Genomic DNA, 21545 nt, shown 5'->3' with positions numbered 1-21545 from the left:
TCAAATATGGGTCACATAAGAGTGAGTTTTACGAAGGGGGGGACCACTACTCACTCTCAACATATCTTATGTATGAAATGCAGGAATGGTTGGACAAGTACCACGGTACAAACATGTATTTTTTCTCAATTCAACAAAATTGGACATTCCATCTCTCCTAAAGAGAATAAATTTCAGAGGCAATGGGAGACTGATACTATCATTATTTACCAAAAGGAGAGCGAGCTTATGAATGAAAGAAAAAAACTGATTACCCATGATAGTGAGAAGTTACTGTCATCCGTCCGAGAGGAGATCGCTGAAGAATTTTTGGTTATGGAGGCGGTTCAAGAAAACGTTCAAGAAAAAGATTTCTATACCTATCACTTGTTAAAACAGGCAGAAGAAGAAAGAAGTAAAAAGAATTAACTACAATGACCTATATGATGATGCGTACAAATCATGTATACTTCCTATAACTGATAAAAAGGAATGATGGAATTCATGACTACCCATACATTTACAGTAGGTGAAGAACGAGCAAACTATATCACTCATGGTATCGGTGTATTGATTAGCCTTGCTGCTCTCGTCATCTTGATTGTATTCGCATCACTTCAGGGAACGGCATGGCACATTGTAAGCTTCACGTTATTTGGAGCAACGATGTTGCTTCTATACACAGCGTCTACATTGGTTCATAGTTTTCCACCCGGTAAAGCAAAAGATTTCTTCGAGTTTCTAGATCATTCTGCGATTTATTTTTTTATCGCAGGAACATATACACCTTTTTTATTCATCGTTATTCAAGGATGGCTCGGTTGGACTTTATTCGGAATAGTCTGGGGCCTTGCTATCGGAGGAACAGTTTTTAAAGCTTTCTTTGTAAAGAAATTCTTGTTCATCTCTACAATTGTCTATGTCATTATGGGATGGCTGATCGTCTTAGCATGGAACCCTCTACTTCAAAACCTTCATCCGAACGGAATGACGCTACTGATCATCGGTGGCTTACTCTACACGATCGGTGCTGTCTTTTATGTATGGAGAGCTTTTAAGTATCACCATGCAGTTTGGCACATCTTTGTTATAGGAGGAACGGTGGCTCATTTCTTCTGTGTTTTATTTTACGTCCTTCCCCTTTAATCAAGCACTTCTGTACACTAAGAGTACAGGAGTGTTTTTTTATTTTTACTTGAACAAAAAATAGTAGTATCTCGTTATAAGAGTAGAACTACATCATAAAGGGATGGAAGCTGTGATCGAGATAACAAACCTATCAAAAAAAATTAAAAACAAGTCAATTTTAGATAACTTAACTATCTCAATTGATGGAGGAGTAATTGGACTCATTGGACCAAACGGTGCTGGAAAATCTACTTTGTTAAAGATTCTATCTACCGTTACTCGCCCTTCTTCAGGTGAGGTGAAGATTAAAGGATTCTCTGTCAAAAAAGAAACCACGAAAGTACGAAAGCAAATTGGGTACTTGCCTCAACATTTTCAACTCTATCCTCAGCTTACTGGGGCATCGTTTCTCGACTATGCAGGAAACCTAAAGCGCTATACGAACGTCGATCATAATGAAGAAAAAAACAGGCTACTACAAGAGTTGAATTTAACGGACCAAAAAGAATCCAAAGTTAAAACGTATTCGAATGGAATGAGGCAGCGACTAGGGATTGCACAGGCCATGTATGGAAATCCAAATGTCCTTATTTTTGATGAACCTTCTTCCGGTTTAGATCCTGATGAAAGGTTAAGGTTCCGACAACTGATTGCAAATTATCCACATCATAAGACGGTTTTGCTTTCCACCCATATTGTCGAGGATATCGAGGCTAGTTGTGATACGTTATTGGTTCTAAAGAAAGGAAAATTGATCTTTCACGGAACGTCCGAAGAGCTACAACGTAAGGGAGAAGGTTTTGTGTGGGAATTCGAATTGTCGGAAGGAAATTCAAACATCCTACACGGCCTTCAGATCACATTTACAAAACAAACAAAAAACGGGCATTTATATAGAGCGATCTCTCCAGTCGCACCGATTGAATCTGCAGAAGCCGTCGATCCTACGTTAGAAGAAGGCTATATGACGATGGTGGAGTGGGATACAAGATGATGAAATGGCTAATTCAATGGAAATTTGAACTTTCGTTTCTATATAGAAGTTGGTTTTTACTTCCGATGCCTTTTTTATTCCTCATCTGGTTGATTGTGAGCATGACCGTTGAGAATGTTAGTAGTTCAGATAGCCTGTACGTTTCTGCTTATCGAACGACACATTCTACGATCTTTATTCTCGTTATCGGCCTCAGTATTTTAATCGGTGTCTACTTGATGCGTCGTGATATTGGGAATGAATCCTTCGAATGGCACCGAGCATTACCTGTTTCCAACTTTGTCTTTCTATCTGCAAAATTTATTGCAGGTATCACTTACATGTCCTTTTTCACTTTTTTAATGGCTCTTACTTTTAGCGCTATATCAATAAGACAACAGCTTCCATTTGCTGAAACGATAGAAGTCTTACGATTTTTTATCATTCAATATGAAGTTTCGTTAATCATTAGCTTAGCTCTAGGTATGATACTATCCGTCATCATTCAAAATCGTTTCGTCTACTTGATCGCATTTTGCGCGTGGATTTTCGGTACTCTTTTCATGGAGGTTTACATTCTTAACGGAATTGGAAACTTTAACGATACTGGAAATTTCTACTTAAAGCCTTTCCATTTATCTTATCTATTCTTGGATTCTATTTTGGTAAATGGCGTGTGGGGAATTGAACTCATGAAGGAAGAAATAAAGTTACAAAGGCTCTTTGTCCTTTCATTCTCTCTCATGCTACTGATGGGAACACTATTCTTCCTAAATCGTAAGCGGCCAAATGAACACGATAAACTTTGGAGTATTGTCTGCTCGTTTAGTTTACTTGGCGCAATCCTTGCATATATCCCATATAATCAATTTTGGGATGTACGAATATCTGCTTTTAATAACGTGGCAAAAGGTTCACCCACTTTCTCACAAACGAGTGATAATAGTTCGATCTATATGTGGGATCCGAATCTAAAGCAAGATACCGCTACTCAAGAAAGTAGCATATACAAGCGAGAGCTTTTTGAAATCCTATCCTATCGAATTGATATCGATCAAACACCAAACTCTACCCTTGATCTAAAAGCAGCTGTGTCTCTTCAACATGACCAGTTTGATAACGATGAAATAAAATTTACGCTGAACCGCGTGTTCTCCTTAAATGATGTGAAGGTTGATCAAGAATCCATTGCATTTGAACAAGATGGTGATTTTGTTACGATTACACTTCCAAACGAGGTGAATAACCCAACGATTCATTTCAACTACGGAGGGGTTTATGAATTATGGACGCATCGAGGCAGTCAAGAGTATTACCCCGGTTTTGCCATGGACAACCAGATCGTTATGCCATCACACACGGCCTGGTACCCTTTACCAGCACATCAATATTTGGTTGATTCAGATGGTGAATCTCGCACTGACGTTGGTTTACTTCAACCTACTGATTTCCACGTGAATGTGACCGGGGTCGATAACACCGTCTATGGCTCTATTAAACATGTAGAGTCTTCCGGTGAAACGCACACCCTCTCTGGTAAAACTGCTCGACTCGATCTCTTCAGTGGCTTTTTAACAAAGATTGAAGCAGATCATTACCACACTAGCTTAGTAACTGCGCCTTATCGTAAGGATGCTTCTAAGGAGTTTATGAAAGAGGTAGACACTCGTCTCACCTACTTTGACGAATTTTTAGATGATGAGATCGATCCTGTACACCACTTCTTCTTTTTGCCGTTGGATCAATTAAGGTGGAGCGGTTACTTTCGTCAGGATGGTTTTATCGATCAAAACTACATCATGAATGACTACAACAGCTTAAATCATCATGCAACGATCAATGATTTTGTTATCGTCAACTTATTTCATGAAGATAACTTTGTTTCTGGAAACTATAGACCTGAAGATGCTTTACTAACGAGTACGATTAAAGCTGCTTTCAATTATGTGTATGAACTTGAACACGGAAAAGAGGAAGAGGCTTTTGAAACAAGATCTGCTTTCGCCAATATTACAGATGAACAGGATGAGCGCAATTACAGCAAAGAAATCATTCAAACAGACAAATTGTTAGATATGATTGAAACTGCAATGCATGAAGGAAAAGAGGAAGAAGTAAAAGAGGTGCTCAATCGAATTTACCATGCCAACTGGAGTGGAAATGGCTATCCAACCGGCTATGATCTGTATATTGAGCCAGCATCGACCATCAGCTTTGAAGAATGGATGGAAGTTTGGAACGATGTGATGAACACTAAACGATGAAAGGAGAAAGGGCATGACTGATGAAGAATTAGTTATTGGAATGTCCAAAGGAAATCAAGCTGCTTTTGAAGCATTGATCCACAGGTATCATGCCCCTTTGCTAGGCTATTTAGAGCGAATGCTTCGGGACCGTAAAAAAGCAGAAGATGTTGTACAAGAAACGTTCCTGAAGTTACTAACCCAATTAAAAACAAAAAAAATACCAGAAAAGATTAAACCGTGGCTTTATCAAGTTGCTACGAATCAATGTCGAGACTACTGGAAAAGTTCTAGTTTCAAATCAGAAAAACAGGTGATCGATAAACTTCCTGATCAAGAAAGCGGAGATCCTTCAGTAGTAGAGTTATTCGAACGACAAGAATCGAGAAAAGAATTTCTCGAAAAGCTTGATGAACTGTCAAACACTCAAAGAGAAATCGTGTACTTAAGATTTTATCAAGATTTAAAATACCAGGAAATTGCAGAGACACTCGAACTACCTTTAGGAACGGTTAAATCAAACCTTTATCATGCATTAAAAAAATTAAAGGCATCCATTATGCGAAAGGAGGAAATTAGCCATGCGCGATCTCGATCATGAACTAGAAGAACTTGAACAAGAAATGAAGCAGCCGCTTCAAACGTATATGGCAACATCACCACGTTCAGAAGATACGCAAAAGCTGATTCTTTCCCTTCAGGATTCTTTCGATGAACTAAAGCAACATGACATGGAATTTGACTTTGATACAGAGCCTGAAAAACCGTCGCTCTTCAAACAATGCTTAAATCAATTTCGCTCATACCACTGGCTTTATTGGATGATCAGCCTCGGTATCTTTGCAATGTTAACATTGATAACAGCGGGAAGCGGTGACCCAGACGGTTTCTTTCCACTGCTTGTTCCTATTTACTTATTGTTTGGGATACTTTATAGCTACAAGTCTTGGAACAAGGAAATGAGAATGATTGAATCCGTCACTCCATTCCCACCTGCACTATTACTACTCAGTAAATTACTCGTTGTTCTGTGTGTGAACTTCAGCTTTGCCTTTGTCTCGACCGTAGTGATTATATCTGAGAATATTTACGTTGAACCAAGAATGTTCTTACTTCAATGGGTCGCACCTTTGTTCTTTTTGACTGGCTTACTAGCCTATATTATGTTTCATAAAGGCGTTATAGCTGGTTTTGTCTCTGCACTTGCAGGATGGGTGTTTACATTCATTGCCTTGCCCTATTCGATTTATCAAATAAATGATGGATTTTCTAATTTCCTACTAGGAGTTGCCTACCTTGCCCTCTTTGTAATAGGAGGACTCTTACTATTTTTATCGTATCGCAAAAGCTTACACCTTCAATACATGTGAGGTCATTCGATGATATTAATTGATCAACTAACATACGCTAGGAAAAGTTTCACTTTAAACGTTCACCATTTACAACTTAATTCTGGTATCACCATCTTAGTAGGAAAGAACGGAGCTGGAAAATCTACTTTCCTTCAACTCCTCGCCACAGCTCTAAAGCCACATCGAGGCACCATTTCGTATGGAAGAAAAACGGTAAGTGAAGCATTACCTTATATTCGTAAACAAATCGGCTTTCTTCCAACAGGTGTAGAATTGTATGAAGAAATGAAGACGAAGCAGTTCTTGAATTACATGAGCGAATTAAAAGGGATATCAAATACGAAAGCAGTAGAAGCATCGATTCAAGCTATGAACCTTGCGGATGTAAAAAAGAACAAGATAAAATCTCTTTCTCAAGGCATGAAGCAACGAGTAGGGATCGCACAAGCACTTCTAGATTCGCCTTCCTTTCTACTACTCGATGAACCTTTAAATTACTTGGACAGTCAAGAAAGGAAGAACGTAGTCTCTCTCTTGTCACGGTATGGAACAAATAAGATCGTTCTCGTCGCAACGCATGATCTAAATGAATGGGAAGAAATTGCTGATAACATTATTTGGCTTAGTGAAGGACAGGTTCTTTTCGATGGTACAGTGAATTGTTGGAAGAGCAATGCGATTCGAGTTTGGCAAGGTAAAGTGAAGCACACCGAAGTCCATGGCCTGGATACGAATCGAATCACGTATATGAAGCGAGTTGAAGATGGTATCATCGTAAAGTATCTATCAGAATCAAAGCCATTCAAATCCTTCACGTTGGTTTCAACCAGCATTGAAGATGCGTATTTTATTCGAAAATATAATGCGTTACTTGAACATAACCAGTTCTAACGAATACATTCATCATTAAAAAACCTCCTAACAATTAGGAGGTTTTTTACATTTATCTTTTTGAATTCCAAGCAGTTGTGTAAATGTTAAACAGCTCTTCAAGCTGTTTAACAAGGTTTAGCGCAAGAAGACCATTTCCTTCTGCACTATTCCGATATCCGATCGGAACGGTCCGCTTGATGAGCTGGGCATAGATTTCAGGTTCCGTTAGCGTTCTGTTAAATTCTTTCTCAGATAAATTCATTAACAGTGCTAACGCTCCAGATACATGCGGTGCTGACATTGAGGTACCAGACAACACTGCGTATTTGCTTTCAGGGAAAGTAGAGAGAATATCGACACCAGGTGCAATAAGGTCGATCTCATCGTTCGTATTTGAAAATGGTGCTAGCGTACGACTAAAAGATGAAGCACCTACCTCGATCACTTCGTTATAAGCTCCAGGATAAGCATATTCTGGTGTGTCAGCTCTTGCATCTCCTTCATTCCCTGCCGCACATACAACCGATATGTTTTGATCGATCGCGTCTTTTATCGCTTCATGAAGCTCTGGTAAGTCAGATGGGCCACCTAACGACATCGAAATAACATTCACCTTTTCACCGTTAGGGCCCTCCCAATCGATCGCATAACGAATTCCGCTTATGATGGATTCGTACGTGCCACTTCCCTCACCATTCAATACCTTCACGATTAGAAGCTTTGCTTCTGGAGCAACCCCTACGATTCCGTCCGCACCCTTCTCAGCGGCGATCGTTCCAGCCACATGAGTGCCATGCCCATTGTTATCATCATAGTTATCCGGGTCCGCATTATAATCTTTCGTAAAGTTCTTTCCACCAATAATTCTAGACTTGAGGTTAGGATGATCAACTTGGCATCCCGTGTCGACTACAGCCACTATTCTGTTTCTTCCACGATCAGATTCCTCCCAAATTTCAGGAGCCTGAATCATCTCTACACCGTCTGGATAAGCCTCATCAGCTTTACTGACTACTTCATTTACTTCAAATGGTATTAGTTTTACCTCGTTCATAAGTACCCCCTTCACGAGACGTTAACAGAATTATCTGATAAAAAGGGCGTTTTTGTCCAGTCCTATATGTGCTAATTCTTTCCTTTTTTCGAGATGCGACTGATTCCTTAGACCTATAAGAGGCGGGCTGTTTTCTCAGCAAGGCTGCTGCGCTCTGTATTTGAAAGCTGTGCGATGCCTACTTCGTCTTCTTGTTTCAACCGTTCTACAGCGTACGTCAGTCCATTGTTAACTGAGTCAAGGTAAGGATGATCGATTTGATCCGGATCACCGATCAACACGATTTTTGTCCCTTCGCCGACCCTGGTCAAGATCGTTTTCACTTCATGAGGAGATAAATTCTGTGCTTCATCTATAATGATGAATTGATTTGGAATGCTTCTGCCTCGAATGTATGTTAACCCTTCTATTTTCAGAGTATGAAGGCCTGATAAAATATTCTCTAGTTCAGCTTCCGTTCGTGTATCAAAAAGAAATTCTAGATTATCGAAGATCGGCTGCATCCACGGTCGCAATTTATCTTCCTTTTCACCAGGAAGGAAGCCAATATCGTTTCCAACGGGTACGACCGGCTTCGAAATTAAGATCTTCTGATAAAATTGCTCATCCTCTGTTTGACTGAGACCTGCAGCGAGTGCAAGGAGCGTTTTTCCTGTTCCTGCCCTTCCAGTGACACAGACCAATGATACAGTCTTATCAAATAACAAATTCATCAACATGCGCTGTTGCACATTCTTCGGCGAAATTCCCCAGGCATTATAAGAATCCTTTTGGATTCCCTTCACAACCAAGCCATGATCTCCCATAACGACTTTTCCAATTCCTGAATGCTTGCTACCGAACAGATCCTTCATGATGATAAAGTCTTGAGGATAGACCTCGCCCTCTACGTAATCACGTAAACTTTCAAGAAGTAGCTCTTCTTCATAAAGTGCATTGATGAGATCTGGTGGAACGCTTATTTCTACATATCCTTTATGTAATCGATCGATGTCTTGAATTAAACGGTCACTTTCATATAGTTCCGGGAAGAACGTAGAAAGATCAAGCGATTTCTTTAGCGCATCAGCTTTCGCAATCATAAGCATGTCGTTTGAAACTAACGTAACTTCTCTTGACGGTTCGTAGCTTAAGTTAATCGCAACTGCAATGATTCGGTTATCATTGGAATCCTCTCTGAACTCACTTTGAAGCTTTTCAAAAGAACGATGGTTAAGCTCTATTCTAAATGATCCTCCTGAATCAAGAGCGATCGGCTGATCTAGTCTACCTTTATTTTCATTTCGAAGTTCTTTGTATATTCTTCCAAATTCACGTGCGTTTCTGCCCACTTCATTCATAAGTCGCTTCTTGGAATCGATTTCCTCGAGAACGATCGCAGGAATAACCACTTCATTCTCTCCAAATTGAAAGATGGAATGAGCATCGTGCAAAAGAATATTGGTGTCTAGAACAAAGGTTTTCAACAACAGAACAGCTCCTTTTTCAAGTGAAATAGAAAGACTGAAAGGATACGTTATCCTCTCAAGTTCATTATTCCAGATAAGAGGGAGCACAACCTAGCACCTTTACATAACTCAAATGAAGTTTACTATATTTTCACATTAGGAAACTTCACATTGCGCATTCATAGAAAGGATTGTATAATGAAACGGTGCTAAACATTATATCGTTCAAAGGGGAGTAGCTAGCTACAGTATGGTCGTCATGACGAGAAACGATGTTTCTCCGGCCACACTGGCAGTCTATCAGACTGTTAGCGAGACCTTTGCCCGCATGCCGGACAAAGGACCCTTCTTTATCATCCTGTCCGTCGTCATGGCAGGATTTTTTTATTTGCTATCATTTTTATGAGGAAGGTGTATTCATGGATTTATTTTCAGCAGAATTTTTTATGGCGTTGCTGAGCATCATTATGATCGATATCGTACTTGCTGGTGACAACGCCGTTCTTATCGGTATGGCTGCTCGTAACTTACCAGAGCAACAGCAGAAGAAAGTCATTTGGTTAGGCGCACTTGGTGCAATTGTTATTCGTTCAGTTGCAACACTCCTAGTCGTTTGGTTGCTAAAAATACCTGGTCTCCTTCTTATCGGAGGAGTCGTATTACTCTGGATTGCATATAAACTATTGAATGAGGAAGAAGAAGATGAAGAAGTAAAATCAGCAAGTAACTTGTGGGCGGCTGTCCGTACGATCATCATTGCTGATGCTGCTATGGGCCTTGATAATGTGATCGCAGTTGCAGGTGCGGCAAACGGAGATTTCCTACTTGTTGTCATCGGATTGATCATCAGTATTCCAATCGTCGTTTGGGGAAGCACACTTATTCTTAAGCTCATGGAGAAATATCCAGTTATCATCTTCATCGGAGCGGGAGTTCTTGCATGGACAGCTTCTAAGATGATTCTACACGAGCCTTTTATCGGTGACTTTATCAATCACAATGCGTTCATCGAGTGGACCTTTATGATACTAGTAACAGCTTTAGTGCTTCTTGCAGGCAAACTGAAGTCAGCTTCGTCAAACCACGAGATTGCTCGTGAACATTAATGAAGAGCTCTGGGCGGACCAGAGCTCTTTTCTTATGTTTTCTCTTCACTAATATACTGCTTAAATATGCCATGTTCTTGAAACCCTAGCTTTCTCAAAACAGGTTCTGAGGTTCCAAGTCTCGCTTGCGTAACGGCAAAACGGCTCCCTTTCTCTCTAGCTTCCACTAGTCTATCTTCCACCATCTTTCGGTAAATCCCTCTTCCTCTGTATGACGGCAACACACCAGCACCAGTCATATAAAGAGTAAGACCGTCATGACTATAGCGATAGCTTGAGTAGCCTACCGGCTTCTCATCATCGAATGCTACTATAAATCCTCCTCGACGATCAGGAAGGTTTAAGTAGCTCACTCTCTCTTTATACGCTGCTTCTAAACTATTTTGGTCATAACCCCATACTTCACTGCTTAGTTTAGCGTGTAAGAACACATCTTCTTTTGTTTCTACATTTTTAATAAGAAAATGTGACGGTCTTTCTACAACATCTTCTATTAGCTTTGCTAAACCAACATATGTATCATAGTGGCTCATTCCAAGCTCTTTCAGCTTCGTTTCAAGGTCTGGATTATCTATGACCCACCAAGAAAAGGGCCGTCCCTCAAAATACTGAAATACAGAGGCAACATCATCAACAGACTGCTTGTACCTAACCACTCTGTTCGCATGAAGACTCGTAGAATTCAAGTTTTTTATCATAATTAGGTCTTCTTTTAAAACAAAGCGAATACATTCAGGTACAAACGATGGTTCATAGTCCCATTGAAGCGCTTCAATCTTTTCTAACATTTCGTACACCTACTTTTTTAACAGTCGATCATGATCTGTTTCAATGTCTTCTGGTTTGAGCCCGGTGGTTGCTGAGGCTTCCATCCGAAGGTTTCGGTTGCAGTTTTCGCATGTGAATGAAGACGACTTATTTCTTAGCAGTTTACGGTATTGGGGATGGCCAGGTTTAATTTCATATTCTTTTTTACAGAATAAACACGTCTTTATCATTAGATCTCCCCCTTTACTTATGTATTCTTCATGCCACCCATAATAAACCTGTAAAATGTCCAAATTGTCACATTCAGTTTTTGATTAGAATACATTATTCAAGGACATACTGGGAATAAAAGAACCATTAAGGGAGGTGTACTCTTGGAAGCGAATCAGCTAAGAAAAGCCATTGAACAACGGAAACACTTTTACATTTCAAAGCTGGTTGAAGCAGGTGCATACTCCACTTCTGATCAACACCTTTACCAGTGCACTTTGACAGACCTTGAGAAAGAGTACAAACAGCTAAATTACTAATTCGAAGAGATTCTAACTGAATCTCTTTTTTTATGTTAATCACGAAATAAATTAAAAATATATGTATAGAATAAACGTGAAATGTCCAAGCTTAAGACATAGATAGATAAACTAGTAATGTTAGAAAGGATGATTTACTATGAATAAAGCAGAACTACTACACACCGTTGCTGAGAGAGCTGAGATGTCAAAGAAGGATACTGCAAGAGTGATAGACACATTGATGGATACGATTGCTGAGGCACTCGCAAAAGGTGAAAAAGTTCAACTCGTTGGCTTTGGGAACTTCGAAGTAAGAGAACGTTCCGCTCGTAAAGGTCGTAACCCGCAAACTGGAGAAGAAATCTTCATCCAAGCTTCAAAAACACCTGCTTTCAAACCAGGTAAAGCACTAAAAGAAAAAGTAGTCTAAACCTACAAAAGCTGGAATCATTTGATTCCAGCCTTTTCTATTAAGGAGTCCATATGGATATCGTAAAGTATGTAGTAACTGCGGCAACAATCGTGATGCTATGTTATTTTTATTATCGGATGGCAAAAAAATAACGAGCGCGCCCTAGAGCGCGCTTAACTGTTTATTAAGCTTGTTATACCAATCCCCTGAAAGCTCTTTCGCTAGCATCGCCTGCTCAAGACCCTTCCGATCTTTTCTGTCATGGTATGTTAGACGATTTACCATCGCAACACTCACATCATGATCTGGCCTTTTGTGAATGCTTACCTTTTCACCAGCAGATACATAACCTTCCTGAAGAACTCTTAGATAATATCCGCTAAATCCATTGTCAGTTACTTGTTTTACCATGTCGTCAACACGGAACTTACTTGCGAGTTTATAACACGGTTTCCTTGGTAAGCTTACTTGTACTAAGATTTCTCCTATACAGTAGATATCACCAATTCTCGCCTCATTTTCATCTAAACCGGAGATGGTAAAATTCTCGCCAAATGCTCCAGGAGATAGTTTACGACTCAACCTCTCTTCCCAGTAAGGATAATGCTCATAAGGGTATACACAGATCGCTTTCTCAGGTCCACCATGATGAACACGATCAGCCTGTCCATCCCCTTCTACCTGCACTGTAGATACATAAACCGGCTCATGAGTAGATGCTTTTATAATACCTGATTCCATCACATTTCCTTTGTAACTCATTTCAACTGGCTTCCCAACATTTACGCTGATTAGATTTTTCATAGTCTTACCTCCCTCCTCTCTAATCGTAGCATAAATTTCCATTTCTAGAATGTTTGAAAATGAAAAAGCAGTCCCGAAAAAGGACTGCTTTTCACTATGAATGCTTATCATCTAGACGCTTTTCTATTTCTGCTAACTCCTTCTCATTTTTAAGAAGCTCTGCTTTATTTTGCTCGACAAGCTGTTTAAACGTTAATTTCTTGTGCTTTTTCACAATAACCCACCAACTTTCTGTCTGTATGCTAATGATTATACATCAGCAATACATAAGATAAGTTTACTAATTGTTAAAATTTTATGAAAATTAACACATAATTTAGTTTATTCATCTTTTTTTCTAATATAACCTTGTTCTTTTAAGGTTCTTTTTTTCATTTATAATGATGAGAGAAAGGGGTTTTTTATGATGGGATACGTTGAGGAATTACGAAGCCTCGTTGGTAAACGCCCTCTTATCCTAGTGGGGTCAGTCGTGATCATTCGTAATAAAGAAGGGGCTATTCTATTGCAAAAAAGGAATGAAAAGAAAAAACGTTGGGGGTTACCTGGTGGGTTGATGGAGCCTGGAGAATCTACAGAAGAAACCGCTATTCGTGAAGCGAAGGAGGAAACAGGATTACGAATACGTTCACTCACTCTTTTTCAAATGTACTCTGGTTCAGAGTTTTTTACTGTAGCTGATAATGGAGATGAGTTTTACTCTGTCACAGCTGCCTATCATACGGATCATTACACTGGTCAATTGACTTCAAAACAAGATGAAAGCTTGTCCTATGCGTTTTTTGACCCAACCTCTCTACCTGATAATATGGTCGGTAGTCATCGAAGAATGATTTCTGATTACGTATCCATCTCTACAAAATAAACAAACAGCCTGGCAATTCGCCAGGCTGTTTGTCTACAGTTACTCTCCTAAATTAACGTTGTGGTATACCTGCTGTACATCTTCAAGATCTTCGAGCACGTCTACTAGTTTTTCAAATTGTTCCTGTGACTCTGCTGGAAGGTCGACCTCATTTTGAGGGAGCATTGTTAATTCTGCAACAGTAAATTCAGTGATTCCTTCGTTTTTCAGCGCTTCCTGAACTGCATGAAACTGATCAGGTTCAGCATAGATGATCACAGCATCCTCTTCTTCTAGTAAATCTCTAACGTCGATGTCTGCCTCCATCAATAGCTCAAGCAGTTCGTCAGCCGTTTTTCCTTCGATACCAAATACAGCTGTCGGATCAAACATATAAGCTACAGAACCATTCACACCCATGTTTCCACCGTTTTTTCCAAAAGCTGCTCTCACATCTGAAGCAGTACGGTTCACGTTGTTTGTTAGTGTCTCTACGATCAACATCGAACCGTCTGGGCCAAATCCTTCATAACGAAGGTTGTCATAGTTTTCTTCAGATCCGCCTTTTGCTTTCTCAATCGCACGATCGATGATTGCTTTTGGAACATTGTATGTTTTCGCACGTTCTAGTACTAGTCGTAGTGCCTGGTTTGCTACTGGGTCTGGCTCACCCTGCTTAGCTGCTACATATATTTCACGACCGAACTTGGCATATATTCTACTCGTATTTGCATCTTTTGAAGCTTTTTTTTCTTTAATGTTATTCCATTTTCGTCCCATTACGTTCCACTCTCTTTCGACTTAATCTTACCCACTATTTCATGGTTATGAACACTTTCATGAAAATACACTAACACTTCTCTATTAATTATAGCACATCGTAGTGGCCGCTTATTGAGATTCACCTTTAGAAATGGCAGCAGGATAACCGTTTCCTTTTTGTACAAGAAGAGTATGATGGTAATTAGAAAGGTGGGGTAAAATGCAGAATCAAAGAGTAAGAGATTATGGTATTTCTATAGGAGAATTAAAAACGGGACCGCTAAATTCTATAACCGACGTGACAGGGGTTACAGTTGGACATGCTACGTTAAGTAACGGTGACATGCAAACTGGCGTAACAGCTATCCTTCCCCATCAAGGGAATACATTTAGAGAAAAATGCATGGCTTCTACTCATGTGATCAATGGTTTTGGAAAGACCATGGGTACGATTCAAATGACCGAACTTGGAACATTGGAAACGCCAATTCTGTTAACAAACACACTTGGCATTGGAACAGCATCAGATGCACTCATCGAATACATGCTCGATCGATGCCCTGAAATCGGTCATTCAACAGGAACGGTCAATCCTGTCATTGGAGAATGCAATGACATGTTTCTTAACAATATCCGAGCAAAATACGTGAAGAAAGAACATGTTTTTGAAGCAATTTCTAACGCTTCTACACATGTAGAAGAAGGCGCAGTTGGAGCAGGTACTGGTATGCTTTGTTACTCGTTAAAAGGTGGGGTTGGAACTTCATCTAGAATGATGGAAATGGCGCATGGCACCTATACACTAGGTGTTCTTGTCGTAACCAATTTCGGTATATTACGAGACCTGCGTATCGATGGAAAAGCAATCGGTGAAGAGCTCAAAGCAAATCTATTACATAAATGGGAAGAAAAAGACAAGGGTTCAATTATGGTGATCGTTGCCACAGACCTTCCTGTTTCGGAGCGACAGCTAAATCGGATCATCAAACGATCCGTAACGGGCTTATCGAGGACAGGTTCCATCATTACTACTGGAAGCGGCGAAATCATCATTGGATTTTCTACAGCAAACAAGATTCCACACGAGAGATCTTCAGAACCGTTACAACTTCAAACGATCCACGAAGAAGACATCGACCTAGCATTCCGAGCGGTAGGTGAAGCTACTGAAGAAGCGGTGCTAAATTCACTAACACAGGCAACACATGTTGTAGGTAGAGACGGAAACGAGCGCCCAGCATTAAAGGATTTGTTGGAGGAGTTTGATATTAAGCTATAAAAAAGAACCTACTAGGTAAGTAGGTTCACAGCTTGATCTCAGCTTGTCGAGAAACCTATGTCATTATTCGGTGCTCCCGATGCCGTAGTCGATTGCACGCTTTCCGCGGACGAACGTCCAAGCCCGAGGTGAAATTCACTCCCCGGTCTCGGCCGCTTGTTCTACCACAGGAGTCCGCGATCGTCTCTCCTACTCAACACTAATCCAAAACCTTACTTTCTCTACATGCTAAGAACCTACTAAGATAAGTAGGTTCTTCTACAACTCATCAAAGCCATTATCATCCGATACTTTTGTATACTGCCTGGATTTCTGTTCGAAGAAATCGCTCTTTCCAGAATTAACATCTGCATACGCCTTAATCCAACGCATCGGATTTTCTCGATAGCCTTCAAATGGCCGGTCGATTCCAAGTTGGTTGACACGTTTATTCGTCATAAACTTAATGTAATCATTAAGCTCATTTTGTGATATCCCAATAAATTTATTTCCTATGATCGCTTCCCCCCACTTCATCTCTAACTCCGCCGCTTTCTTAAATGTGTCCTTAATGAATCGATGGTTTTCCTCCGTGTTCAGTTGAGGTTGCTCATTGAACAGTTCTTTTACAATGTTCGCAAATAATGTGACATGTAGCTGCTCATCACGATTAATATAATTGATCATAGTCGAGGTCGATACCATCTTTTGATTGCGGGCAAGGTTATAGAAGAACGCGAATCCAGCATAGAAAAACAAGCCTTCTAAAATAACGTCATATACGATCGACTCAAAAAACGTTTGAGGCGTCGGGTCTTCTACAAACCTCTCGTAACCAGAAGCAATGAACTCATTTCTCTCAAGTAAGATCTCGTCATGCTTCCAATATTCAAAGATTCGATCCTGCTCCTGTTTTGAAACTAGTGATGAAAGCACATAGCTGTAAGATTGATTATGGATAACTTCTTGGAAAGAAAGAACCTGCATTAAGGCAGATAAACTAGAATCTGTTAAATAATCAGCTACTTTACTCGAATAATCGGTTTGAATGGAATCAAGAAACGCTAGTAGACCAATAATTTTCTTGAACGTATCCTGTTCATCGTTGGATAAGAAGTCCCACTGTTTAACGTCTGAAGACATGTTGATTTCAAACGGCGTCCAAAAATTACCCAACATGTTTTTATACATTGGATACGTCCAATTGAATCTTGTATCGTCCCAGTTTAAAACGTTCGAACTTTTGCCATTAATAATCCCACTCGAGCGATTGGGAGCTGAAATATCATAGATTTTTCTTTTTTGGATTGTATTCATACTTCTTCCTCCTAACTTGAGCAGCTTTCGCAATCTTCGATATCTACTGATGTACTTCTCACGTAATAAGTGGTTTTTAGTCCTTTTTTCCATGCTGTCATGTGTATGTTCAACAACTCTTTGGCTTTAATCGTGTTTTGAACATAGATGTTAAACGAAATAGACTGATCGACATGGCGTTGACGCGCAGCATTTTGTTCAATGCTCCATAATTGATCGATATAATAAGCCGACTTATAATACCAGGTCGTTTCAGGTGATAAATCAGGTGCTGTGACAGGAATCTTGTAATCTTTCTTTTCCTCTGAATACTCTTTGCGAAAAATTGGATCGATCGATGCTGTGGAACCAGCTATTAAACTTGTAGAGCTATTCGGTGCAACAGCTAGTAGATTAGCATTGCGTAGACCTTGCTTCTTCACTTTTTCTCTCAGTGCTTTCCACTTTTCATCGTGATAGTTTCTATGATCAAAATAAGCGCCAGTATGCCAGTCCGATTTCACGAACATCGAGTAACTACCTTTTTCACGAGCTAATTCCGAACTCGCTTCAATCGCTAAATAATTGATCGTTTCATAAAGATGATCCGCAAACTCAACAGCTTCATCCGACTCCCAAACGAGCTTCTTCTTCGCTAAGAGGTGGTGCCAACCGAAAGTCCCAAGTCCGATCCCTCTATATTTTTCATTTGTAAGTTGAGCCTGTGGGACTTCAATCGTGTTGCAATCGATCACATTATCAAGCATTCGAACTTGAATTGGGATTAGCCTTTCAAGAACACCTGCTGGAACTGCTCGACCTAAATTAATACTCGATAGATTACATACCACATAATCGCCAGGATTTTTGGTAATTACGATCTTTCCGTCGTTTGTTATTTCTTCTTCCACAGTCGTCGCGCTCATGTTCTGCATAATTTCAGTACATAAGTTCGAGCTGTAGATCATACCTGCATGCTTATTCGGATTCGCTCGATTCACAGCATCTCGATAGAACATAAATGGCGTACCTGTTTCTAACTGCGATTTCATAACGCGTTTCATAATATCGATGGCTGGTATAGTTTTACGAGATAATGTATCACTGTTTACACACTGCGCGTATTTTCTCCTAAAATCTCCATCGCCTTCACGTTCATCGTACGCATCTTCAAGTGAAAAGCCCATCACTTTCCGAACTTCATGAGGATCAAACAAATGCCAGTCACCACGTTCTTCAACGGTTTCCATAAATACATCCGGTATACACACCCCCGTAAAAAGGTCATGTGTTCTCATCCGCTCATCACCGTTGTTCAGCTTTGCATCAAGAAATTCAATGATGTCTCGATGCCAAACATCGAGATAAACGGCGACGGCACCTTGTCGCTGTCCTAGCTGATCCACACTTACTGCAGTGTTATTCAGTTGCTTCATCCATGGAAGTACACCAGAAGAGTTACCTTTGTATCCTTTTATGTCACTGCCTCTAGCTCGAATCTTCCCGAGGTATGCACCGATTCCACCTCCGTTTTTTGACACTGTCGCAATGTCAGTGTTGCTGTCATAGATGCCTCGCAAGCTATCATCTACCGTATCGATAAAACATGAACTAAGTTGACCATATGTTTTCCCTGCATTCGCGAGAGTAGGTGTAGCAACTGTCATATACAGATTTGAAATGGCCCAGTAGGCTTCCTTCACTCGTTCCAAACGTTTATCTTCCGACTCCTTCATCATCAGCATCATCGCGATAATGAGAAAGCGCTCCTGAGGAAGTTCCAGAGTGTTTTTTTCATAATCTTTTGTGAGATATCGATCTGCAAGCGTTCTTAAGCCGATATAGGTAAAAAGATGATCACGATCTGGAGCTATGTTTGCTGCAAGGTGTTCAATTTCTTGTTCGCTATAGTTTTTAAGGAGATCCGCGTTGTAGATTCCTTGGCCCGTAAGTCGTTTCAATAGGCGATGAAATGTCCCTTTACCATACACCTGTTCTTCTCCACGAATTTCCAAAGCTCTGTCATAAAGTGACTGAAGATGAAAAGATGATGCTACATATGTCCAATCTGGTTCTTCGGCTGAAATGCGCTCGAGCGCATTTAAAATCAACATGTGTTCAACATCGCCGTCCGACACTTCTCCAGATATACCGCTTCCTAATTTGTTAAAAAACCCTTCACTATCAAGATTTGAAAAACGCTTAAGAATGTTTTTGGCTTCTATTATGATCTCATGTTCCTCTAGAGCAATCGTTAAACTCATCTAACCCTCTCCTTTTTTAGCAAAATAAAAAAGCTCACTCTTCTATGAGTGAGCTTTTGAGAATACGACAAGGGTAGAATCCAGGGATAACCCTGCATCCTTTCTGCCACTTCTCATCCTCAATCCCCGAAGAATAGAAACGTTTCTGAGCATCGGCAGGTCTACTGGCTACGTGCTTCTTCCTCAGCAAGCCTTCCCGGATCATCATCCAGTGGCATTTGCTTCGTCCACACGACAGTTGCGGGGACAGCTCCGGATTAAAACCGGATTCCCTATTAAGTCGTTTCACGACACCGCATACTCAATCACTATTTAATTAACTACCATGAAATCAATATATAGTATCTAAAATAAAAACAAACACTAAATATCGATGTATTTATCTTACCGCACATTCTGTAATCTAACAAGAAGAAAGAATCAATCAATGTGTGATTAGGTATAAAGTCTTTCTATAGCCTAACACTATCTTTCTTTTTCAGCATATATTGTTTATACCTAAAAATGTTTCCTTAAGGAAAAAGGAGATAAGCTTATGAGTAAAAAGCAGCACACATGCTTAAAGAAACTAGCCGGATATACACAGTTGTGTTATAAAATGGGATTGCTCAGTGAAGAAGAAAGTAAGGAGATCATGAATCACTTATCACAAAAATCATGAGAATAAAAAAAGAGATAGGAAACCCTATCTCTTTACGTTAGCTTACCTTTTCAATTAATGCAGTAAGTAATTCATCTTTCTTTTTCGCTAATGCCATTGCTTCTTCACGTTTCTCTTTCATTTCACTGAACTTTGCTTTCATTTCTTCTTTCTCTTCATCTGTAAGCTCAGGTCTTTCGCCACTATCTTTCCATTCTTGTTTTTGTGCTTTCAATTTCTCATGAGCAGCCTTTGCTTCTTCATGAAGTGCATTTAACTGCTCATTTACGTCGGCTAACTCAGTTTGTAATTCTTCAACGCCATCAATTGCTGAGGCATTTTTATCGAGCAATAAATCGATTAGCTTTTCTTGTTTCTCAAAAATCGATCCCATTAATTCATGATTTTCATTTCCTTTTTCTTCTTTATGAAAACCTCGCTTATGGTGATGCCCTTTCACCTGTCCTTGTTCCTGAACTACCTCAGTACCGTCTACTTGTGCACCCTCTTCAGATGCCGCGTTTGCACTCACACCAGCTATTCCACCTGCAAGTACAACTGAACCTGCAATACCTAGTAACCACTTTTTCATTTTTTTCGTTCTCCCTTCAAATTATTATCCTTACACACTTAATTATGGACAATAATTGTGGAAGAAATTGCGAAAAAAGTGTGTGAAATTGTGTGATTTTATTTCCTTAGCTTTTCAATGACGTTGTCATCCATACTCCTCACGTGCAAATCACGTTGAGGAAAGGGAATTTCAACATGATGATCTGCAAGCACCTTATTTATTCGGAAATTAAGATTACTCTTTGTCACGACCGCCGCTTTTGGAGAAGAAATCCAAACGAACAACTGAAAGTCCAAGGATGAGTCACCGAACCCGATGAAATTTACAAACGGTTCTGGTTTTTCAAGTACATACATTGAATCTTCTTTCTCATCTTTTGCAACTTGATGGAGCAGTTCTCTTACAAGTTCAACATCTGAACCGTAAGCAACGCCGATCGGTACGACGAGACGCAATCGATTATCTCCGTAGGAGTGGTTAACGACCTGTTCTTCTATAAAGTAAGAGTTAGGCATGATGATTCGTTCATTATCAAGCGTCCGTATAATTGTTGCTCGCATTTTAATTTGCTCAACATCTCCGATAATGTCATTTATAATGACCCGATCGCCTACTTTGATGGGACGCTCGAATAATATAATAAGACCTGAAATGAAATTGTTAGCAATGTTTTGCATACCAAAGCCGATTCCTACACCTAATACACCTGCGAAGATGGTCAATGCGCTTAAATCGATTCCAACAGTAGTCAAACTAATAATCACTGCTATTACCATCAAGGTATAATGGAACACTCGATTAAATGTAAATTGCAACCCCGTATCTAATCGATAGTGGTCATACAAAGGGGGCATCAGTAGTGAGGTGAATATCTTTGACAGCCTGTTCGCAAGCGTAATGATAAACAATGCGATGAGAAGAAGCAGCAAAGATATTTCAACATCGCCAATCGTGAACAGTTCACGGCTCATCCAAGCATACTCAGAAAAGTAGAGAAGCAAGAAAACGATGATGGCATATAGCGTCACCCAATTCATAAATGAAAGGACAGCATGTTTACTCTCCTTTTTTTCTAAACCTTTTCTTTTAAAAAGCAGCGCTTTAACGATGAATCTAAACAAGAGTATACCTACGATAACACCAATCGTAATGAACGTGTCTTTAGCAATTGAACTTTCAAAGAATGGAGATAAAAAAGTAAAAACCTCCTTTAGCAAGAATTGTGAATGGTCACATGTAACCTAATCCGTTATCA

Annotated in this window: 24 protein-coding genes and 1 riboswitch; of the genes, 13 read left to right on the top strand and 11 right to left on the bottom strand. The window is 39.9% G+C overall.

Features of this window, described 5'->3' with window-relative positions:
- The first annotated feature begins 228 nt into the window (after positions 1-228).
- The 7 genes from ACXADT_RS07300 (at position 229) to ACXADT_RS07270 (ending at position 6566) form a co-directional block, all read left to right on the top strand.
- The gene (locus ACXADT_RS07300) at positions 229-408 is read left to right on the top strand and encodes a hypothetical protein (protein WP_270179949.1); all 180 of its coding nucleotides are present in this window, start codon (positions 229-231) and stop codon (positions 406-408) included.
- Between the two features lie 75 nt (positions 409-483).
- Positions 484-1125 carry a PAQR family membrane homeostasis protein TrhA gene (gene trhA / locus ACXADT_RS07295; RefSeq protein ID WP_270179950.1) on the top strand — a complete coding sequence of 214 codons (642 nt, stop codon included), beginning with the start codon at positions 484-486 and terminating at the stop codon, positions 1123-1125.
- 112 nt (positions 1126-1237) lie between these two features.
- A complete protein-coding gene (locus tag ACXADT_RS07290) occupies positions 1238-2101 on the top strand; it encodes an ATP-binding cassette domain-containing protein (RefSeq protein WP_474833966.1) in 864 nt (287 codons plus the stop codon).
- Positions 2098-4344 carry an ABC transporter permease gene (locus ACXADT_RS07285; RefSeq protein WP_270179952.1) on the top strand — a complete coding sequence of 749 codons (2247 nt, stop codon included), beginning with the start codon at positions 2098-2100 and terminating at the stop codon, positions 4342-4344. The genes ACXADT_RS07290 and ACXADT_RS07285 overlap by 4 nt, the downstream gene beginning before the upstream one ends.
- 13 nt (positions 4345-4357) lie before the next feature.
- The gene (locus tag ACXADT_RS07280; RefSeq protein WP_270179953.1) at positions 4358-4924 is read left to right on the top strand and encodes an RNA polymerase sigma factor; all 567 of its coding nucleotides are present in this window, start codon (positions 4358-4360) and stop codon (positions 4922-4924) included.
- Entirely contained in the window at positions 4905-5693 is a 789-nt protein-coding gene (locus ACXADT_RS07275; protein WP_270179954.1) for a hypothetical protein, read from the top strand. Before ACXADT_RS07280 ends, ACXADT_RS07275 begins: the two co-directional genes overlap by 20 nt.
- A gap of 9 nt (positions 5694-5702) precedes the next feature.
- The gene (locus ACXADT_RS07270; RefSeq protein WP_270179955.1) at positions 5703-6566 is read left to right on the top strand and encodes an ATP-binding cassette domain-containing protein; all 864 of its coding nucleotides are present in this window, start codon (positions 5703-5705) and stop codon (positions 6564-6566) included.
- A gap of 52 nt (positions 6567-6618) precedes the next feature.
- Here ACXADT_RS07270 and ACXADT_RS07265 read toward each other — a convergent pair whose 3' ends face one another.
- Together ACXADT_RS07265 and ACXADT_RS07260 are read right to left on the bottom strand one after the other, a co-directional pair.
- Entirely contained in the window at positions 6619-7602 is a 984-nt protein-coding gene (locus ACXADT_RS07265) for a S8 family peptidase (protein ID WP_270179956.1), read from the bottom strand.
- 113 nt (positions 7603-7715) lie between these two features.
- Entirely contained in the window at positions 7716-9071 is a 1356-nt protein-coding gene (locus tag ACXADT_RS07260; protein WP_474833964.1) for a PhoH family protein, read from the bottom strand.
- A 398-nt stretch (positions 9072-9469) separates the two neighbouring features.
- Here ACXADT_RS07260 and ACXADT_RS07255 point away from each other — a divergent pair, with 398 nt between their 5' ends.
- Positions 9470-10156 (top strand): TerC family protein, encoded by a 687-nt coding sequence (locus tag ACXADT_RS07255; RefSeq protein WP_474810628.1) that lies wholly within the window; start codon positions 9470-9472, stop codon positions 10154-10156.
- A gap of 32 nt (positions 10157-10188) precedes the next feature.
- Here the strand turns inward: ACXADT_RS07255 and ACXADT_RS07250 are convergent, their stop codons facing one another.
- Both ACXADT_RS07250 and ACXADT_RS07245 read right to left on the bottom strand, forming a co-directional pair.
- The gene (locus ACXADT_RS07250) at positions 10189-10944 is read right to left on the bottom strand and encodes a GNAT family N-acetyltransferase (RefSeq protein WP_474833962.1); all 756 of its coding nucleotides are present in this window, start codon (positions 10942-10944) and stop codon (positions 10189-10191) included.
- Positions 10945-10953: 9 nt separating this feature from the next.
- Positions 10954-11154 carry a hypothetical protein gene (locus ACXADT_RS07245; RefSeq protein WP_474833960.1) on the bottom strand — a complete coding sequence of 67 codons (201 nt, stop codon included), beginning with the start codon at positions 11152-11154 and terminating at the stop codon, positions 10954-10956.
- Between the two features lie 144 nt (positions 11155-11298).
- Here ACXADT_RS07245 and ACXADT_RS07240 point away from each other — a divergent pair, with 144 nt between their 5' ends.
- The gene (locus tag ACXADT_RS07240) at positions 11299-11454 is read left to right on the top strand and encodes a Fur-regulated basic protein FbpA (RefSeq protein ID WP_270179960.1); all 156 of its coding nucleotides are present in this window, start codon (positions 11299-11301) and stop codon (positions 11452-11454) included.
- A gap of 139 nt (positions 11455-11593) precedes the next feature.
- Positions 11594-11866 carry an HU family DNA-binding protein gene (locus tag ACXADT_RS07235; protein WP_270179961.1) on the top strand — a complete coding sequence of 91 codons (273 nt, stop codon included), beginning with the start codon at positions 11594-11596 and terminating at the stop codon, positions 11864-11866.
- 144 nt (positions 11867-12010) lie between these two features.
- Here ACXADT_RS07235 and ACXADT_RS07230 read toward each other — a convergent pair whose 3' ends face one another.
- Positions 12011-12652 (bottom strand): MOSC domain-containing protein, encoded by a 642-nt coding sequence (locus ACXADT_RS07230; RefSeq protein WP_474833958.1) that lies wholly within the window; start codon positions 12650-12652, stop codon positions 12011-12013.
- Positions 12653-12746: 94 nt separating this feature from the next.
- Positions 12747-12866 carry an FbpB family small basic protein gene (locus ACXADT_RS07225; protein ID WP_318246487.1) on the bottom strand — a complete coding sequence of 40 codons (120 nt, stop codon included), beginning with the start codon at positions 12864-12866 and terminating at the stop codon, positions 12747-12749.
- Between the two features lie 192 nt (positions 12867-13058).
- Between ACXADT_RS07225 and ACXADT_RS07220 the strand changes: the two genes are divergently transcribed.
- Entirely contained in the window at positions 13059-13517 is a 459-nt protein-coding gene (locus ACXADT_RS07220) for an NUDIX hydrolase (protein WP_474833956.1), read from the top strand.
- Positions 13518-13556: 39 nt separating this feature from the next.
- Here ACXADT_RS07220 and ACXADT_RS07215 read toward each other — a convergent pair whose 3' ends face one another.
- On the bottom strand, positions 13557-14276 hold the full coding sequence (locus ACXADT_RS07215) for a YebC/PmpR family DNA-binding transcriptional regulator (RefSeq protein ID WP_270179963.1): 720 nt from the start codon (positions 14274-14276) through the stop codon (positions 13557-13559).
- A 202-nt stretch (positions 14277-14478) separates the two neighbouring features.
- On the opposite strand from ACXADT_RS07215, the gene ACXADT_RS07210 reads away from it, so the two are divergent.
- Positions 14479-15537, top strand: coding sequence for a DmpA family aminopeptidase (locus ACXADT_RS07210; RefSeq protein ID WP_474833954.1), 1059 nt, complete (start codon positions 14479-14481; stop codon positions 15535-15537).
- A 258-nt stretch (positions 15538-15795) separates the two neighbouring features.
- Here the strand turns inward: ACXADT_RS07210 and ACXADT_RS07205 are convergent, their stop codons facing one another.
- A complete protein-coding gene (locus ACXADT_RS07205; protein ID WP_474833952.1) occupies positions 15796-16833 on the bottom strand; it encodes a ribonucleotide-diphosphate reductase subunit beta in 1038 nt (345 codons plus the stop codon).
- Between the two features lie 11 nt (positions 16834-16844).
- Entirely contained in the window at positions 16845-19076 is a 2232-nt protein-coding gene (locus tag ACXADT_RS07200; RefSeq protein ID WP_474833951.1) for a ribonucleoside-diphosphate reductase subunit alpha, read from the bottom strand.
- 137 nt (positions 19077-19213) lie between these two features.
- Positions 19214-19390, bottom strand: a riboswitch (cobalamin riboswitch).
- Positions 19391-19611: 221 nt separating this feature from the next.
- Between ACXADT_RS07200 and ACXADT_RS07195 the strand changes: the two genes are divergently transcribed.
- Complete coding sequence (locus tag ACXADT_RS07195; RefSeq protein ID WP_270179983.1) at positions 19612-19737, top strand: hypothetical protein; 126 nt, start codon at positions 19612-19614, stop codon at positions 19735-19737.
- Between the two features lie 37 nt (positions 19738-19774).
- Here the strand turns inward: ACXADT_RS07195 and ACXADT_RS07190 are convergent, their stop codons facing one another.
- Both ACXADT_RS07190 and ACXADT_RS07185 read right to left on the bottom strand, forming a co-directional pair.
- Entirely contained in the window at positions 19775-20308 is a 534-nt protein-coding gene (locus tag ACXADT_RS07190) for a hypothetical protein (RefSeq protein WP_474833949.1), read from the bottom strand.
- A 98-nt stretch (positions 20309-20406) separates the two neighbouring features.
- Entirely contained in the window at positions 20407-21507 is a 1101-nt protein-coding gene (locus ACXADT_RS07185) for a mechanosensitive ion channel family protein (RefSeq protein WP_474835827.1), read from the bottom strand.
- Positions 21508-21545 lie beyond the last annotated feature (38 nt).

It is taken from the genome of Anaerobacillus sp. ABR4_321 (genome assembly GCF_056158505.1).
This window is presented reverse-complemented; position numbering and strand designations above follow the sequence as displayed.

What these genes read in the sequence shown, in the direction of transcription:
- ACXADT_RS07235 (WP_270179961.1), top strand. Translation starts at nt 11,594, where the DNA reads ATGAATAAAGCAGAACTACTACACACCGTTGCTGAGAGAGCTGAGATG.
- ACXADT_RS07200 (WP_474833951.1), bottom strand. Translation starts at nt 19,076, where the DNA reads ATGAGTTTAACGATTGCTCTAGAGGAACATGAGATCATAATAGAAGCC.
- ACXADT_RS07220 (WP_474833956.1), top strand. Translation starts at nt 13,059, where the DNA reads ATGGGATACGTTGAGGAATTACGAAGCCTCGTTGGTAAACGCCCTCTT.
- ACXADT_RS07215 (WP_270179963.1), bottom strand. Translation starts at nt 14,276, where the DNA reads ATGGGACGAAAATGGAATAACATTAAAGAAAAAAAAGCTTCAAAAGAT.
- ACXADT_RS07280 (WP_270179953.1), top strand. Translation starts at nt 4,358, where the DNA reads ATGACTGATGAAGAATTAGTTATTGGAATGTCCAAAGGAAATCAAGCT.
- ACXADT_RS07275 (WP_270179954.1), top strand. Translation starts at nt 4,905, where the DNA reads ATGCGCGATCTCGATCATGAACTAGAAGAACTTGAACAAGAAATGAAG.
- ACXADT_RS07285 (WP_270179952.1), top strand. Translation starts at nt 2,098, where the DNA reads ATGATGAAATGGCTAATTCAATGGAAATTTGAACTTTCGTTTCTATAT.
- ACXADT_RS07270 (WP_270179955.1), top strand. Translation starts at nt 5,703, where the DNA reads ATGATATTAATTGATCAACTAACATACGCTAGGAAAAGTTTCACTTTA.
- ACXADT_RS07265 (WP_270179956.1), bottom strand. Translation starts at nt 7,602, where the DNA reads ATGAACGAGGTAAAACTAATACCATTTGAAGTAAATGAAGTAGTCAGT.
- trhA (WP_270179950.1), top strand. Translation starts at nt 484, where the DNA reads ATGACTACCCATACATTTACAGTAGGTGAAGAACGAGCAAACTATATC.
- ACXADT_RS07195 (WP_270179983.1), top strand. Translation starts at nt 19,612, where the DNA reads ATGAGTAAAAAGCAGCACACATGCTTAAAGAAACTAGCCGGATATACA.
- ACXADT_RS07250 (WP_474833962.1), bottom strand. Translation starts at nt 10,944, where the DNA reads ATGTTAGAAAAGATTGAAGCGCTTCAATGGGACTATGAACCATCGTTT.
- ACXADT_RS07300 (WP_270179949.1), top strand. Translation starts at nt 229, where the DNA reads ATGAATGAAAGAAAAAAACTGATTACCCATGATAGTGAGAAGTTACTG.
- ACXADT_RS07255 (WP_474810628.1), top strand. Translation starts at nt 9,470, where the DNA reads ATGGATTTATTTTCAGCAGAATTTTTTATGGCGTTGCTGAGCATCATT.
- ACXADT_RS07205 (WP_474833952.1), bottom strand. Translation starts at nt 16,833, where the DNA reads ATGAATACAATCCAAAAAAGAAAAATCTATGATATTTCAGCTCCCAAT.
- ACXADT_RS07210 (WP_474833954.1), top strand. Translation starts at nt 14,479, where the DNA reads ATGCAGAATCAAAGAGTAAGAGATTATGGTATTTCTATAGGAGAATTA.
- ACXADT_RS07190 (WP_474833949.1), bottom strand. Translation starts at nt 20,308, where the DNA reads ATGAAAAAGTGGTTACTAGGTATTGCAGGTTCAGTTGTACTTGCAGGT.
- ACXADT_RS07230 (WP_474833958.1), bottom strand. Translation starts at nt 12,652, where the DNA reads ATGAAAAATCTAATCAGCGTAAATGTTGGGAAGCCAGTTGAAATGAGT.
- ACXADT_RS07245 (WP_474833960.1), bottom strand. Translation starts at nt 11,154, where the DNA reads ATGATAAAGACGTGTTTATTCTGTAAAAAAGAATATGAAATTAAACCT.